This is a genomic window from Pseudomonas sp. Irchel s3a18 (assembly GCF_900187535.1).
In the GTDB taxonomy this organism is placed as follows: domain Bacteria; phylum Pseudomonadota; class Gammaproteobacteria; order Pseudomonadales; family Pseudomonadaceae; genus Aquipseudomonas.
The window spans coordinates 340471-355704 of the sequence record NZ_FYDV01000002.1 but is presented as its reverse complement, the minus strand read 5'-3'; the positions used below and the strand labels follow the sequence as shown (position 1 = coordinate 355704).

Annotated in this window: 14 protein-coding genes; 7 read left to right on the top strand and 7 right to left on the bottom strand. The window is 61.6% G+C overall.

The window, feature by feature from the left end; genetic code table 11:
* Nucleotides 1–196 precede the first annotated feature (196 nt).
* Genes CKW29_RS04815 through CKW29_RS04805 form a run of 3 tightly spaced genes read left to right on the top strand, consistent with a single transcriptional unit; the run spans nt 197 to nt 3021 of the window.
* A complete protein-coding gene (locus tag CKW29_RS04815) occupies nt 197–1105 on the top strand; it encodes an ABC transporter permease (protein WP_095145215.1) in 909 nt (302 codons plus the stop codon).
* Nucleotides 1102–1950, top strand: a complete 849-nt coding sequence (locus CKW29_RS04810; protein ID WP_095145216.1) for an ABC transporter permease — start codon at nt 1102–1104, stop codon at nt 1948–1950. Before CKW29_RS04815 ends, CKW29_RS04810 begins: the two co-directional genes overlap by 4 nt.
* A 15-nt stretch (nt 1951–1965) precedes the next feature.
* On the top strand, nt 1966–3021 hold the full coding sequence (locus CKW29_RS04805) for an ABC transporter ATP-binding protein (RefSeq protein ID WP_095145217.1): 1056 nt from the start codon (nt 1966–1968) through the stop codon (nt 3019–3021).
* 50 nt (nt 3022–3071) lie between these two features.
* Here the strand turns inward: CKW29_RS04805 and CKW29_RS04800 are convergent, their stop codons facing one another.
* Complete coding sequence (locus tag CKW29_RS04800) at nt 3072–4001, bottom strand: AraC family transcriptional regulator (protein ID WP_095147997.1); 930 nt, start codon at nt 3999–4001, stop codon at nt 3072–3074.
* 335 nt (nt 4002–4336) lie between these two features.
* Here CKW29_RS04800 and CKW29_RS04795 point away from each other — a divergent pair, with 335 nt between their 5' ends.
* Nucleotides 4337–4702 (top strand): putative quinol monooxygenase, encoded by a 366-nt coding sequence (locus CKW29_RS04795; RefSeq protein WP_095145219.1) that lies wholly within the window; start codon nt 4337–4339, stop codon nt 4700–4702.
* A gap of 9 nt (nt 4703–4711) precedes the next feature.
* Nucleotides 4712–4975 (top strand): hypothetical protein, encoded by a 264-nt coding sequence (locus tag CKW29_RS04790; RefSeq protein WP_095078590.1) that lies wholly within the window; start codon nt 4712–4714, stop codon nt 4973–4975.
* On the opposite strand, the gene CKW29_RS04785 is transcribed toward CKW29_RS04790, so the two are convergent.
* The 6 genes from CKW29_RS04785 to CKW29_RS04760 all read right to left on the bottom strand — a co-directional run bounded on the left by CKW29_RS04785 (nt 4976) and on the right by CKW29_RS04760 (nt 12882).
* Entirely contained in the window at nt 4976–5608 is a 633-nt protein-coding gene (locus CKW29_RS04785; protein WP_095147996.1) for a flavin reductase family protein, read from the bottom strand.
* A gap of 139 nt (nt 5609–5747) precedes the next feature.
* Nucleotides 5748–6083, bottom strand: a complete 336-nt coding sequence (locus CKW29_RS04780; RefSeq protein WP_095145221.1) for a hypothetical protein — start codon at nt 6081–6083, stop codon at nt 5748–5750.
* Nucleotides 6084–6482: 399 nt separating this feature from the next.
* A complete protein-coding gene (locus CKW29_RS04775; RefSeq protein ID WP_095145222.1) occupies nt 6483–7802 on the bottom strand; it encodes an MFS transporter in 1320 nt (439 codons plus the stop codon).
* A gap of 189 nt (nt 7803–7991) precedes the next feature.
* Entirely contained in the window at nt 7992–9320 is a 1329-nt protein-coding gene (locus CKW29_RS04770) for a sigma-54 dependent transcriptional regulator (protein WP_095145223.1), read from the bottom strand.
* The gene (locus CKW29_RS04765) at nt 9314–11080 is read right to left on the bottom strand and encodes an ATP-binding protein (protein ID WP_095145224.1); all 1767 of its coding nucleotides are present in this window, start codon (nt 11078–11080) and stop codon (nt 9314–9316) included. The genes CKW29_RS04770 and CKW29_RS04765 overlap by 7 nt, the downstream gene beginning before the upstream one ends.
* Nucleotides 11081–11358: 278 nt before the next feature.
* Nucleotides 11359–12882 carry a fumarate hydratase gene (locus tag CKW29_RS04760; RefSeq protein WP_095145225.1) on the bottom strand — a complete coding sequence of 508 codons (1524 nt, stop codon included), beginning with the start codon at nt 12880–12882 and terminating at the stop codon, nt 11359–11361.
* 312 nt (nt 12883–13194) lie between these two features.
* On the opposite strand from CKW29_RS04760, the gene CKW29_RS04755 reads away from it, so the two are divergent.
* The gene (locus CKW29_RS04755) at nt 13195–14301 is read left to right on the top strand and encodes a diguanylate cyclase (RefSeq protein ID WP_095145226.1); all 1107 of its coding nucleotides are present in this window, start codon (nt 13195–13197) and stop codon (nt 14299–14301) included.
* Entirely contained in the window at nt 14294–15229 is a 936-nt protein-coding gene (locus CKW29_RS04750) for an iron-sulfur-binding ferredoxin reductase (protein WP_095145227.1), read from the top strand. The genes CKW29_RS04755 and CKW29_RS04750 overlap by 8 nt, the downstream gene beginning before the upstream one ends.
* Nucleotides 15230–15234 lie beyond the last annotated feature (5 nt).

The following is a 15234-nucleotide window of genomic DNA, read 5'->3' as shown; positions in this document are numbered from 1 at the left end:
TGGAGATCCATTGTGGTGAGGGAACTTGCTGCCGCTCGACTGCGTAGCAGTCGTGAAGCGGGCGGTGCGGTGTGTCAGAGGAACACCGGTCAACAGGTTCTGGGGGGCGCTTTGCGACCCAGCGGGAGCAAGCTCCCTCGCCACGGTTTCTCGTGCGACTCCAGGTTTTTTGTTTTCCATTGACGAGACCCTTGCTATGGAACACCAACCCCTGACCCACCCGGTCGGCGCAGCTGTCGTGCGCCGCCACCTCGGCGTTTCACCGACGCTGCGCGCCTGGTTTCTCCTGACGCCCTCGATGCTGTTTCTCGGTGTGCTGATTGCCGCCAGCCTCTTGGTGCTGCGCATGAGCGTTGGCACCAAAGGCGCGGAGTGGAGCGGTTTCAGCCTGGCCAGCTACGCCCAGTTGCTGGAGCCTTACTACCTCAAGTCCTTGCTGCTGACCCTGCGCCTGGCATTGATCAGCGCGGTGATCGCGGTGCTGCTGGCGATTCCGGTGGCGTACACCATGTCGCGCCTGACTTCACCCTTGCTGCGCCGGGTGTTTCTGGCGGCGGTGCTGTTGCCGTTGCTGGTCAATCTGCTGCTGCAAAGCTATGGCTGGCTGGTGATCCTGGGCCCCGGTGGCATGCTCAACCAGGCCTTGATGGGCCTGGGCCTGATTCAGCGCCCGATCATGCTGCTGTACAACCAGAACGGCGTATTGATGGGGCTGGTGCAAACCGCGTTTCCGTTGGCCGTCCTGCCGATTGCCAGTGCCATGCGCGGCGTTGCCCGGACCTATGAAGAAGCCGCCGCGACCCTCGGCGCCAGCCGCTTGCAGGTGTTCCGCCAGGTCGTGTTGCCCATGAGCCTGCCGGGGATCATCACCGGTGCGACCCTGGTCTTCGCCTACAACGCCAGCAGTTTTGTGGTGCCGTTGCTGCTCGGCGGCCGACGCGTGCCGATGCTGGCGGTGATGGTGCACGACCAGATTGCGCCGCTGATGAACTGGCCGGCCGCGTCCGCGGCAGGCGTGGTGTTGATCGTTACCACCCTGGCCATCATGACCCTGTCCGAATACATCACCGGCCGTCGTCGGCGCATGCTGGAGGCTTCGCAATGAGCACCTTGATCAAGAAGCGCCAGTCGTTGTTGCCCGGCGATACCGGCAGGTTTGCCGGCGTGTTGTCCGGTTTCATCCTGCTGCTGGCGGTGCTGCCGATCCTGACCATGATCGTCATGTCGTTCAGTGGCGCGTCGAACCTCGACTTCCCGCCCAGCAGCTACAGCCTGCAATGGTACAAGGCCGCCTGGCACACCTTCGTTTCGCCGGACGCCAGCGATGTGCTGAGCCTGGGCACGGCCATGAGCACCAGCCTGATGGTGTCATGCCTGACCATGATCTTCGCCACGCTCATCGCGGTGCCGGCTGCCTATGCGCTGACCCGTTGCGAGTTTCGTGGCAAGGCCGTGGCGTTGCAATTGATGTCGCTGCCGCTGGTGTTTCCGATGGTGGTGCTGGGGCTGGCCTTGCTGTTGGTGTTCGACAGCCTGCCATTCCAGATGACCACCTCGCGGCTGGTGATTGCCCACGTGATCCTGGCCCTGCCATTCGTGGTGAAGAACTGCACGGCGGCAATGCTTTCCATTGGCAGCGAAGTCGAAGAAGCAGCGCAGATGCTTGGTGCTTCGCCGACCCGGGCCATTTTCGATGTGGTGGTACCGCTGATGAAGTCGGGGATCCTGGCGGGGATGCTGCTGGCATTCATCGTCTCGTTCAACGAATTCACCGTGACCTACTTCCTCTACACCATCGATGTCATGACCGTGCCGATCTGGATGTACAGCCGCACCGTGTCATCGCTGGACCCCACCGTATTTTCGTTTGCCGTGCTGATCGTGCTGATCGACTTCGTCCTGATCTGGGCGTTGGAGAAGCTGGTCGGTGAAGGTGGCGTTTCCTTTTGATTTGAGGTGAGCAACATGACTGGTCTGATTCTGGAAAACGTCGAGAAACATTACGGCTCGGCTTGCGCGGTAAAAGACGTCAACCTGCATTTGCCCGAGGGCAAGCTGGTGTGTTTTCTCGGGCCCTCGGGCTGCGGTAAAACCACCTTGCTGCGCATGATCGCGGGCCTGGAAACCCTTAGTGGCGGGGAGATTCGCCTGGACGGCGAAGACATTGGTAATACACCCGCGCACCTGCGCAACTTCGGCATGGTGTTTCAATCCCTGGCGCTGTTCCCGCACATGACCGTCGGCGAGAACATCGCCTATCCCTTGAAGCTGCGCGGCGTGAGCAAGAGCGACCAGCAGACGCGGGTCACTGAGCTGCTGCAACTGATTCAGCTGCAGCAGATGGTCGACCGTCCGGTGTCGAAACTGTCCGGCGGCCAGCGTCAACGAGTGGCGATTGCCCGGGCGATTGCCGCGCATCCGAAAATCCTGTTGCTCGATGAGCCGCTGTCAGCACTGGACGCCAAGCTGCGTGAGTCGATGCAGGTGGAAATCCGTCAGTTGCAGCAACGCCTGAACATCACCACCATCCTGGTCACTCACGACCAGCGTGAAGCCATGACCATGGCCGATATCGTGGTGGTACTGGGTGAGCACCGGATCCAGCAGATTGGTACGCCGATCGAGATCTACCGCCACCCGGCCAACGAGTTTGTGGCGGACTTCATCGGTTCGGGCAACATTTTCCCGGCCACCGCATTGGGTGATGGCAAGGTCGGCTTGCCAGGTGGCGATGCCCTGCAGGTGCCGATCTGCAGTAGCATCGTGGTGGGCGAGAAGGTCAAGATGCTGGTGCGTCCCGAGGACTTGCAACTGTCCCATCCTCAGGCGACGGCGGGTAACCGGCTACTGGGCAAAGTGACTTTTGTACGGGATATCGGCGCGACCATCGAAACCACGGTCGAGTGTTCCGGCGTTTCGCTGACTGCCCTGAGCACACCGTGCCAGGACATCGGCCTGAGCATCGGCAATCCGGTGTCGGTGACTATTCCGTCCGAAGCCTGTCGGGTACTGGGCGCCTGAGGTCAGAGGTGGTCACGGGCGGTGTTCCATTTGCCCGCCGAAGATTCTGATTAAACCGATATCCGCAACCGCGCCAGATCCCGCAACGGCGGAGCGCCGAACAGCCTGCTGTATTCACGGCTGAACTGTGAGGGGCTTTCATAGCCGACACGGTAACCGGCGGCGGAGGCGTCGATGCCCTCGGCCAGCATCAGGCGCCGCGCCTCTTGCAGGCGCAGTTGCTTCTGATACTGCAGTGGACTCATGGCCGTCATCGCCTTGAAGCGGTGGTGCAGGGTCGACACACTCAGGTTCACTTCCCGGGCCAGGTCGTCAATGCGCAAGGGTTGCTCGTAGTTGCCGTTGAGCCATTTGATGGCCTGGCTGATGCGATGGCTCTGGCTGTTGGCGATCGCTATTTCATACAACCGGTGGCCTTGGGGGCTGCGCAGCAAACGATAGAGAATCTCCCGGCGCACCAGCGGTGCGAGCATGGCGATGTCTTTCGGTGTGTCGAGCAGGCGTGCCAGGCGCAGCACGGCATCGAGCATCGGTTGATCCAGTTGCTCGACATACAGGCCGCGCCCGACGGGGCGGGTGGGGACGCCGAGGGGGCCAGCGTCGGCGATCAACGCGGTGATCTCCGCGGGGTCGATGTCCAGGCGCAGGGCGAGGATCGGTTCCTGGGGCGAGACATTCACCACCCGTCCGCTCAGCGGCATCGAGACCGAGACCACCAGGTAGTTGAGTGGGTCGTAGTTGAAGACTTCGTCCGCCAGGTGCACCTCTTTGCGGCCTTGGGCCATGATGCACAGCGCAGGTTGCGCGAGCACCGGGGCGAACTCGTGGGACTGGCTGTGGCGCGACAGGAACAACGAACCGATGGCGGTCGCGTAGCTGCCGTCTTCGCAGGTGTTACGGCCGATGATTGCCGAGAGTTCCACGCGTTGTTGTTCCAGGTTGGCGTCCAGCGGGGCGTGGGTGGAATCCAGAGACGTCATGGGCACATCCTCGGCAAGGCTGATGGAATGGGCACAGCTTAAATTTGTGCAAGGCAGGGCGGTAGGCCGATCCTGCGCAAAACTTGCCTGATCCTGCTGTGTCGTCCAGTGAAGCATGGAAAATCTGCCGGGTGCACTGAAAAACTTGCTCGAAACACCCAGTGGCGTTCATTGCTCAGGTGGGGATGGGTGTGGCAGCGATCCCGTGCCGATGCAGGATTGTGCAACAAGCCGGCAGGAATCGACTAACGCCCCTTGAGCCAGGTGCTTAACCTCTGTTCCTGTCGCCGCCTCTCTCAAGGCTGCGGACCGTCGACACCCAGGGAGACTCGAACATGTCCATGCAAATCCCCGTCAGCCATATGGCGTTTGTCCGTGCCCGAGCGGGACGCTCGATGGAGTTGGGTGCGCGCTTGAGCAGCCTGATCGAACCTTCGCGCCAGGCGCGCGGGTGCCTGCACTTCGCCTTGCAGCACTCGTTGTGCGACCCCGATTTGTGGCTGGTGTCTGGCTTCTGGGCCGACCAGCAGGCCATGACTGCCTATTTCGGCAGTCCGGCCATGGCGATATTCGGCGAGTTGGTGCAGGAACTGGTGGTCAATCACCTGGATTTTCACACCTTCAGCGACGTGTCGGCGCAACAGGCGCGCGGTGAGTACCCACAGTTCAACGCCTCGGCCATGCAGCAGTTGGCCTGCTGAGGGTTTAGAATGGCCGACTTTCCATTGGCCAGGATCCGCAACATGGCACGTAAAGAGTTTGCACAATTCGAAGCCGTTTCAGCCGCGGTACGCGCTGAGGAAGGCTACAACGCCGCGATCGCCGTCAAGGCACTGGGTGGCTCGGGCGCCCCGCGCTTTAATAAAGTCCTCATCGAACAGACGTTCAAGACCGCCCTTGAGGCCGATCAGGCCGCCGAGCAGCAACTCGAGCACTTGGCCGACGTCAGCGAAGACGGTGAACTGGTCTGGTAATCACCGCCCGCTTGCCCCCGGACGGAACATTTTGAACAAGGCCTCCGGGCCCACCTGGAAATAGTCCGCCGGGCCGCCGCCGCGCAGAATCGGCTCTGCCGCGGCGGTGTCGTAGACCCCATCCTTGAGCAACCACTTGGCGATATGCACGGCGACCACTTCGCCGAGGACCAGCCAGCTCGGCACCACTTCCTTGTCTGCGCGCTGCAACTGAATGATCTGGGTGACCTTGCACTCGAAGGACACCGGGCTTTGGGCGACGCGCGGTACCTGAATGATCTTCGAGGCCACGGTCGTGAGCCCGGCCAGTTCGAATTCGTTGATGTCGGGCGCCACCATGGCGCAGCTCTGGTTCATCTGCTCTGCCAACGGGCGAGTGGCCAGGTTCCAGGCGAACTCGCCGGTCTGTTCGATGTTGTTCAGGCTGTCTTTGCGACCCACGCTCGAGAACCCGATGATCGGCGGAATGTAGTTGAACGCGTTGAAAAAGCTGTAGGGCGCCAGGTTCAGCCGGCCTTGGGCGTCCTGTGATGAAATCCAGCCGATAGGCCGCGGACCGACGATGGCATTGAACGGGTCATGGGGCAGACCGTGGCCCAGGGCGGGTTCGTAGAAGTGGATATCGTCAGGCATGGGCGCGGTTCCAGGGCGGGGAAAGGGTGCAATAGTGCAAGGCGTGCGCGAATTACTCCAAGGCTTTTTTGCTCGGGTTCCTGCCCCGTAAAAACGACTAAGCCCGGCCGAGGCCGGGCTGTGATGCCGCGTTCAGCTGTCAGCTGATGGAAGCCGAGCCGGTGCGATCGAAGCCGTCAGAGGCGAGAGTGGCGGAGCCGGTGCGGTCAAAACCATCTTGAGCGACGGTGGCGGAACCGGTGCGGTCGTAGCCATCTTCAACCAGGCCTTTTTCTTCCAGGCGATCACGACCACCTTCGGCAACGGTCTGGCCTTGTGGGGTGCGGTCGAAGCCGTCGGCGGCGAGAGTGGCAGCGCCAGTGCGATCGTAACCATCAGCGGCGACAGCAGAACCGGTGCGCTCAAAACCATCGGCGGCAAAGGTGTTGGCGGCCAGTACGGAGAAGGTCAGGGCGAGGATCAGTTTGGTTTTCATGGTGTGTGCTCCAGATGCGTTGACGTGTTGTGCGTTGGGTATGGAATTCATACTACGCGGATGAATTTGATTAAAAAGCGCAAATATTTGCCTTTAAGTATCGATTTATTAGATGTATTCAGTGTCGCAGATTGCTTTCAGGCACGGCTTCCCAGGCCTGCATTCTCTGTACGGACGAGACGTCGATAGGGATTCAGATGGCAGAAGAATGACAACCGGGAATTAACCGATCATTAATCATCGCGGGATGAACGAGTGGTGTCTTTTCGAGGGAGCGGGGGGAGTGCGGCGAGGGGAGATTGCAGGAGCGGTATGTCGAAGATTCACGGGCGAAAGCGGTGTGGCAGGTGTACCCGCCGGCTCCTACAAGGCCTGTAGAAGCCGGCGGATGAGTGGCCGTCAGTCAGTCACGATCCGCGAGTGTTTGCGAGTGTCCTTCATAGTGATGTACACCACCAGCGACACGGCGATGCACGCAGTTACGTACCAGTAGTAGCCGGTTTCCATGCCGATGCTCTTGAACCACAGGGCGATGTACTCGGCGGTGCCGCCGAAGATCGACACGGTCAGCGCGTATGGCAGGCCTACGCCCAGTGCGCGAATTTCGGTCGGGAACAGTTCGGCTTTGACCACGGCATTGATCGAGGTGTAGCCGCTGACGATGATCAGGGCGGCCATGATCAGGAAGAACGCGCCCCACCAGGTCTGGATGGTGTGCAGGGTCATCAGGATCGGCACGGTGAACAGGGTCCCCAGCACACCGAAGGCGATCAGGATCGGGCGACGACCGATTTTATCCGACAAGCCGCCAATGATCGGTTGCAGGCACATGAACAGGAACAGGGTGGCCGCCGAAATGGTGGTGGAGTCGCTGATGCTCATGCCCACCGTGTTCACCAGGTACTTCTGCATGTACGTGGTGTAGGTGTAGAACGCCAGGGTGCCGCCCATGGTCAGGCCGACCACGGTCAGCAACTCCTTGGGGTGACGCATCAGCGTGCGCATGGTGCTTTCTTTGGACTTTTCTTTCTTGGTGAACGACTCGGTTTCTTCCATCCCGCGACGCAAATACAACGCTACCACTGCACACAGGGCGCCGATGGCGAACGGGATACGCCAGCCCCAGGCATACAGCTGTTCGGTGGTCAGGGTGTTTTGCAGCACGATCAGCACGCCCAGTGCGATGAGCTGGCCGGAAATCAGGGTCACGTACTGGAAGCTGGAGAAGAAGCCACGGCGCTCCTTGGTCGCCATTTCGCTGAGGTAAGTGGCTGAGGTGCCATACTCGCCGCCGACCGACAGGCCTTGCAGCAATCGGGCAAAGATCAGCAGGATCGGCGCACCAATACCGATGGTTTCGTAACTAGGGCTCAGGGCGATAAGTAACGAGCCGAAGCACATCAGGTAGACCGAGGCCATCAACGCGGCTTTACGGCCGACACGGTCGGCGTAAATGCCCATCAGCCAGCCACCGATAGGACGCATCAGGAAGCCGACGGCGAAGATCGCTGCGGTATTCATTAACTGTGCAGTGGAAGAGCCGGCAGGGAAGAAGGTTTTTGCAAAGTACAGGGAGAATGCGGCGTAGACGTACCAGTCGTACCACTCGACCATGTTGCCGACGGAACCGCTGAAAATCGATTTGATGCGGCTGGCCGTGGTTCTTACTTTGGCAGGCGAAGCAGCCGACCCAAGAGGCAGGGCTTGTGAGTTATCCATGACGGATCCTTCATTTAATTGTTTTTGTGGAGCGCGCAAAAACGCAGCCTGCAGGGTCTATTGCAGGAGCTGTGCCAAGTTGGAGAGGGCCGGTTTAGAGGGGTGTGGTTGTTTTTGTGAGCGAGATATCGCTCATCACCTGAAATTGATGAGCGGAAATCCGCTTATAGGTGTTGATCGCTCGAGGGTTCAGGGCAGGAACATTTCTCGGGTGAGGCCGTGGCGCTGCATTTTTTCATTGAAGGTGCGGCGCGGCAGGTGCAGCTCTTCGAGGACGGCCTTGATATCGCCATTGTGGCGGGTCAGCGCGGCGCGCAGGCATTGGGCTTCGAAGGCTTCCTGTTGGGCGGCGAGGGACTGGCCGGTCTCGATTGCGGCGGGTTCCGGTTCATCCAGCCCCAGGACCTGACGCTCGGCCACGTTGGCCAGTTCGCGCACGTTACCGGGCCAGTCGTGACTCAGCAGCCGGCTCAATTGCGCACCGCTCAGGGGCCCGTGGCTGCGCCCCAGTCGTTGCGCCGCGGCCTGGGCGAAATGTTCGTACAGCAAGGGAATGTCTTCACGGCGCTCGCGCAACGGCGGCAGGCGCAATTGCGCAACGTTCAGCCGATAGGCCAGGTCTTCGCGAAAACGTCCGGCGCGGGCTTCATCCAGCAGATCGGGTTTGGTCGCGGCGATGATGCGCAGGTCGACATCAATGCTCTGGTTGGCGCCCAGTCGCTCAAGTTTTTTGTCCTGCAGCACTCGCAGCAGTTTGACCTGCTGCGCCAACGGCATGCTTTCGATCTCATCGAGGAACAGGGTGCCGCCATCGGCGTATTCCAGTTTGCCGATGCGTTTGCCCTGAGCGCCGGTGAAGGCGCCGCTTTCGTGACCGAACAGCTCGGCCTCGAACAGTTGCTCGGGGATCGCCGCACAGTTCAGGGCCACAAAGGGTTTATCGGCGCGTGAGCCAAAATCATGCAGGCAACGGGCTACCAGTTCCTTGCCACTGCCGGTTTCGCCGCGGATCAGCACATTCACCGGCAGCGCCGCGAGGTCCAGCACTTGTCGGCGCAGGGTCTGCAAGCCCTGGGAAACACCCAGCAGGCTGGCCTCGAGTCGGCTGCGGTGGTCGGCCTGTTCGTGCAGGGCCCGGTTTTCCAGCACCAGCCGCCGCTTGTCCAGCGCCCGGCGCAGGCTGTTGAGCAAGGTCTCGGGGCTGAAGGGCTTTTCGAGGAAGTCGTAGGCACCCTCGCGCATGGCTTCGACCGCCATCGGCACATCGCCATGACCGGTCAGCAGGATCACCGGTAAGTCCACGTCCTGGTGTTGCAGTTTCGCCAGCAATTCAAGGCCACTCATGCCCGGCATGCGCACATCGCTGAGAATCACCCCGGGGAAGTGGGCCGGCAGGTGCGCCAGGCATTCCTCGGCGCGGCTGAACAGTTTCACGTCGAACCCCGAGAGGCTCAGCCACTGCTCGACCGCGTCGCGGATACTGCGTTCGTCATCAACCAGGATTACCGAGTTCAGCATTGAATGTGCGCCTCCAGATCGATCGGCAGGGTGACGGTGAAGATCGCGCCGTCGCCCTGGTTGTCGGCGCTCAGGCGGCCACCGAGTTCATGGATGATGGCAAAGGATACGGCCAGTCCGAGGCCCAGGCCATCACCCACCGGCTTGGTAGTGAAGAAGGGGTCGAACACATTCGGCAGGTCCTGCTCGGCGATACCGCCACCGCTGTCGGCAACGCTCAGGCGCCACAGTTGATCATCGGCTTGCAGCTGGATGTGCAGCCGCTTGAGCGGTTTGTCACGCATGGCGTCGAGGGCGTTGCGCAGCAGATTGATCATGACCTGTTCCAGCCGGATCGCGTCGCCACGGACCCAGGCCGGGCGAGTCAGTTGCACCACGCAATCGACCTGTTCATCGCGCACGCGGGTATCGAGCAACTGCAAGGATTGATCGACCACTGCCGCCAGGTCCAGCCGCTCGCGCAAGCCGCTGGGGCTTTTGCGGGCGAAGGTTTTCAGGTGGCCGGTGAGGGCCGCCATGCGGGTCAGCATGTCGTCCAAAGGTTTCAATGCTTTGTAGGCATCATCGACCCGCCCATGCTCAAGCAGTAGGCGCAAGGTTGCCAATTGCATGCGCTGAGCGGTCAGCGGCTGGTTGATTTCGTGGGCCAGGGCCGCCGACATCTGCCCCAACGCGGCGAGTTTGGCCGACTGCACCAAGCCGTCCTGCGCGGTGCGCAGGTCACGGGTGCGCTCTTCGACCAGGCGTTCGAGTTCTTCGCGGCTGCGCTGGCGCAACTTGGCCAAGCGCCAGCGCTGACTGAGAAACAACAGCAGGAACACCAGGGTCAGCCACAGTCCGGCGGCGGCCAGCCCCGCGTTACGCAAGTCCTCGAACGTGACCTGGGGGCGGCGCAACAGGTGCAGGGTCCAGCCTTCGGTGCTCAGTGGCAGTGACTCCCACAGGTACTCGGCCGAACCCTGCGGGCTATCGACACGGGCCAGGTAGCTGTTGTCGTCAAACCGCCGGATCATTTGATGGGCCAGCGGGACGAGCGCTTGCTTGTCGTACTGGCGCGTGGCCTTGAGCTCGGCACGATCGGTGTCCGACAGGGTTTCCAGCAGGCGATAGCGCCAGCCCGGCTGGTTGGCGATAAACACGATGCCGCGGGCATCGCTTACCAGCAGCGTGTCGGTGCCCTGGCGCCATTCGCGCTCCAGTTCCGGAAATTCGAGCTTCACCACCATGGCGCCGAGAAACTCGCCGCTATCGTTGGTGACCGCACTCGACAAAAAGTAGCCGGGAATCCCGCTGGTTACACCCACCGCATAGAAGCGCCCGGTACCCTGGCTGCGAGTTTGGCTGAAATAGGGGCGAAAGCCGTAGTTGTGGCCGACGTAGCTGCTGGGCAAGCGCCAGTTGCTGGCGGCCACCGCAAGGCCGGTGCGATCGAGCAACTCGAGGGTGGACGACTCTGCCGCGCCGTTGATTTTTTCGAGTTTGCGGTTCAGTGATTCCTGTTGCTGCGCACTCACCGGGCCATCCAGGGCCGAACGCAGCTCCGGGTCCAGTGCCAGTACGGCGGGCAGGGCGCGGTAACGTTCGATCAGGGTGTGCAGGGAGTTGGCGTACAGCGCCAGTTGCTGATTGGCGCGCTCGGCGTCGTCTTCCTGGGCCTGGCGCTCGGCGTGGCGCATGGCAGCGCTAGCCATCAGGACGGTGCCGGCAACGATGAGCAGGATGTAGAGCGTCAGGCGCAGGGGGCGAAAAAGGGTCGGCATGCTGTTGGCACAGGCTACAGGTTCGGGGTGCGCACGATAGCATGCAGTGCTCCATCAGCACTTGACCGAAGTCGCTGGAGAACCATTCAGAAACCTTTGCCTGGTTGAAAGGCTATTGATGTGTTGGAACGGATTGAGTCCTGAGGTGGGTTTACACCGAAACTGCCTGGGAAAACGCAACAAGACCCTGTGGGGTGACGGGGCTACAGAGGCGCATAAAAAAACCGCGCTGTTTTTGCAAACAACGCGGCTTCCTTGTTCCAGGGGTTAAGTGCTTCTTACTGCACTTCTACCGCCAGGCTTTCACTGATTTTCTGCTGCCAGATGGCCGGGCCGGTGATGTGCACCGACTCGCCCTTGCTGTCGACCGCAACGGTCACTGGCATGTCCTTGACGTCGAACTCGTAGATGGCTTCCATCCCCAGCTCGGCGAACGCGACAACGCGGGACTTCTTGATCGCTTGCGCCACCAGGTAAGCCGCGCCGCCCACGGCCATCAGGTAAACGGCTTTGTGGTCCTTGATCGCCTCGATGGCGGTCGGACCGCGCTCGGATTTGCCGATCATGCCCAGCAGGCCGGTCTGGTCGAGGATCTGGCGGGTGAACTTGTCCATCCGAGTGGCCGTTGTCGGGCCTGCCGGGCCAACCACTTCGTCGCGCACCGGATCAACCGGGCCGACGTAGTAGATGAAGCGACCCTTGAGGTCTACCGGCAGGGTTTCGCCCTTGTTCAGCATCTCGACCATGCGCTTGTGCGCCGCGTCGCGACCGGTGAGCATCTTGCCGTTGAGCAGGACGGTTTCGCCCGGCTTCCAGCTCTGTACTTCTTCCGGGGTCAGGGTGTCGAGGTTGACGCGACGGGCCGACGGGCCGGCTTCCCAGACGATTTCCGGGTAGGCGTCCAGCGGTGGCGCTTCCAGGGACGCCGGGCCGGAACCGTCGAGCACGAAGTGCGCGTGACGGGTCGCGGCGCAGTTCGGGATCATGCACACCGGCAGGGACGCGGCGTGGGTCGGGTAGTCCATGATCTTCACGTCGAGCACGGTGGTCAGGCCACCCAGGCCCTGGGCGCCGATGCCCAACTGGTTGACCTTCTCGAACAGCTCCAGGCGCATTTCTTCAATGCGGTTCTGTGGGCCACGGGCCTTGAGCTCGTGGATGTCGATGGATTCCATCAACACTTCCTTGGCCATGACGGCGGCTTTCTCGGCGGTGCCGCCGATGCCGATGCCGAGCATGCCTGGTGGGCACCAGCCGGCGCCCATTTCCGGGACGGTTTTCAGCACCCAGTCGACGATCGAGTCGGACGGGTTGAGCATGGCCATTTTCGACTTGTTCTCGGAACCGCCGCCCTTGGCCGCCACGTCGACTTCCACGGTGTTACCCGGGACGATCGAGTAGTGGATCACTGCCGGGGTGTTGTCCTTGGTGTTTTTACGAGCGCCCGCCGGGTCGGCGAGGATCGAGGCACGCAGGACGTTTTCCGGCAGGTTGTAAGCGCGACGCACGCCTTCGTTGATCATGTCGTCCAGGCTCATGGTCGCGCCATCCCAGCGCACGTCCATGCCCACGCGGACAAACACGGTGACGATACCTGTGTCCTGGCAGATCGGGCGGTGGCCGGTGGCGCACATGCGCGAGTTGATCAGGATCTGCGCGATCGAATCGCGGGCTGCCGGCGACTCTTCGCGCAGGTAGGCCTCGTGCATCGCCTGGATAAAGTCCACGGGGTGGTAGTAGGAAATGAACTGCAGGGCGTCAGCAACGCTCTGAATCAGGTCGTCTTGCTTGATCACGGTCATGAGTCGCGCTCCTCTAAAAGACGGGAACATTTAATAAAGGTGCTTGCAGTTGGGGTGCATCGGTCGGCTGCAAACACCTTTCAAGGCACGCCGGGGTTGCTGGCGCGACGCTAAAAAGGCGCGGCAGTATACCGCGCATCAAGGCCGGGCACACCCGCCGGCAGTCAAACGAAGGTCGCATGCCTGGATCGCGGGGGCGAGGGGGGGCCTCGAAAATTGAATGGTCATTTTCGAGCAGCAACACTAAAGTGACAGCAGGCCTTTTAGGGTAGGACACTCTTATCAGCCATCCTCTGCACGGTGAGTCAACGATTGGCCCATAACGCGATCCAGAGTCTTTTGCTCAAGCGCTTTATTCTGGCGACGGGCACGTATGCGCTGGCGTTACTGCTGCTGTGGCTGGCCGTTCTCAGCGGGCATTACCAAGGCTCTGTACTGGGCGCGGTGATCGGCACGGTGTTGGTGATGGCCTGTCAGTCGCTGCTGTTTACACTGTTCTATACCGGGCGCAACCTGCGCTTTGCCGATCCCAGCCTGACTGAAGTCCAGGTGCTGCTGGGGATCGGTTGGCAGAGCTGGCTCATCGCCTACCTGGACTCGGCCCGTGGTGCCTTCCTGGTGTTCTACGTCCTGATTCTATTGTTCGGACTGTTCCATTTGCCGCGCCGAACGTTTGTCCGCTGTGCGGCCCTGGTGTTCTTCAGCTTTGCCGGCATCAACCTCTGGGAAGGTTATCACTTTGAGTTGGCGGACCCGACGCTGGCGGCGCTGCAAGTCTGTGTACTGTTTATCGTGCTGGTCTGGCTGGCGCTGTATGCCAGTTATGTTCAGGCCTCGCGCCTGCGCATGCGGCAACGACGATTTGCCTTGCAGGCGCACCAGGACACCTTGCGCGGGATGATGCGCCAGCTCGAAGACCTGGTGGCCACCGATGAGTTGACCGGGTTGTTCAATCGACGGCATTTTCTGCGCCTGGCGACCCGCGAACTGCAGCGCATGGAGCCTGGCGTCGCGCATGGCCTGGCGCTGATTGACCTTGATCATTTCAAACGCATCAATGATCTCCACGGTCATGCGGCCGGCGATCAGGTGTTGCAGGCCTTCGCCGCTGTCGCCACCGCCTGTCTGCGCGATGGCGATGTGGTGGCGCGTTATGGCGGAGAAGAGTTTGTGTTGTTGCTGCCCGATTCTGATCCCGAACGCCTGACGACCTGTTGCGAGCGCCTGCGCGTTGCTTTCACCGGCGTCGAGTTGGTCGGCCTGAACGTGCGGGATTTGAGCCTGTCCGCCGGCATGACCCTGCTTGAGGCGGAGGAGGATCTGGACGACGCGCTGCACCGCGCCGACCAGGCGTTGTATCGCGCCAAGCGCGATGGCCGTAACCGCTGCGCCGCGGCTTGGGAAAGTGCCGATGCCTGAGTTGCGCGTGGGCGAACAGCAATGGACGGTGGCGGCTGGCAGCAACCTGCTCGATGCCTTGAACCGCAACGGGATGCAGGTGCCTTACAGCTGTCGCGCGGGCAGTTGCCATGCCTGCCTGGTGCATTGCCTGCACGGCGAGGTCAGTGATCGCCGACCGGATGCGCTGAGTGCGGATCAGCGCCAGCGAGGCTGGCGGTTGGCCTGCCAGTGCGAGGTGGTCGATGATCTGCAGGTGGCGGTGTTCGATCCCGTGCGCGACGGCTTGCCTGCCGTTGTCCAGGCCGCAGACTGGCTGAGCCCCACCGTCCTGCGCCTGCGCTTGCAACCCGAGCGACCGCTGCGTTATCAGGCCGGGCAGCATCTGGTGCTGTGGGCCGGTCAGGTGGCCAGGCCCTACTCACTGGCCAGCCTGCCGCAGGAAGATCGTTTTCTCGAGTTTCACTTGGATTGCCGCTTGCCGGGGGCCTTCAGCGATGCGGCGCGTTTGCTGAAAATCGGTGACCCGATCCGCCTGGGTGAGCTGCGCGGCGGTGCGCTGCATTACGATCCCGACTGGCAAGCCCGACCACTCTGGCTACTGGCCGCCGGCACAGGACTGGCCCCATTGTTCGGGGTGTTGCGCGAGGCATTGCGCCAGGATCACCAAGGCCCGATCCGGGTCATTCACCTGGCCCATGACGCCAGCGAGCACTACCTGGCCAAACCCTTGGTGGCGCTGGCGGCGAGCCGTGAAAACCTTAGTGTCGAACTGCTGACGACGGCCGAGCAGTCAGCGGCTTTGGCGCAATTGCGCCTTGTTTCCCGGCAGACCCTGGCTTTACTCTGCGGTCACCCTGACAGCGTCGACGCCTTTGCCCGGCGCCTGTACCTGGCGGGGCTACCGCGTAATCAACTGCTGGCCGATGTGTTCCTGCCCCGTGGTTGAACGCT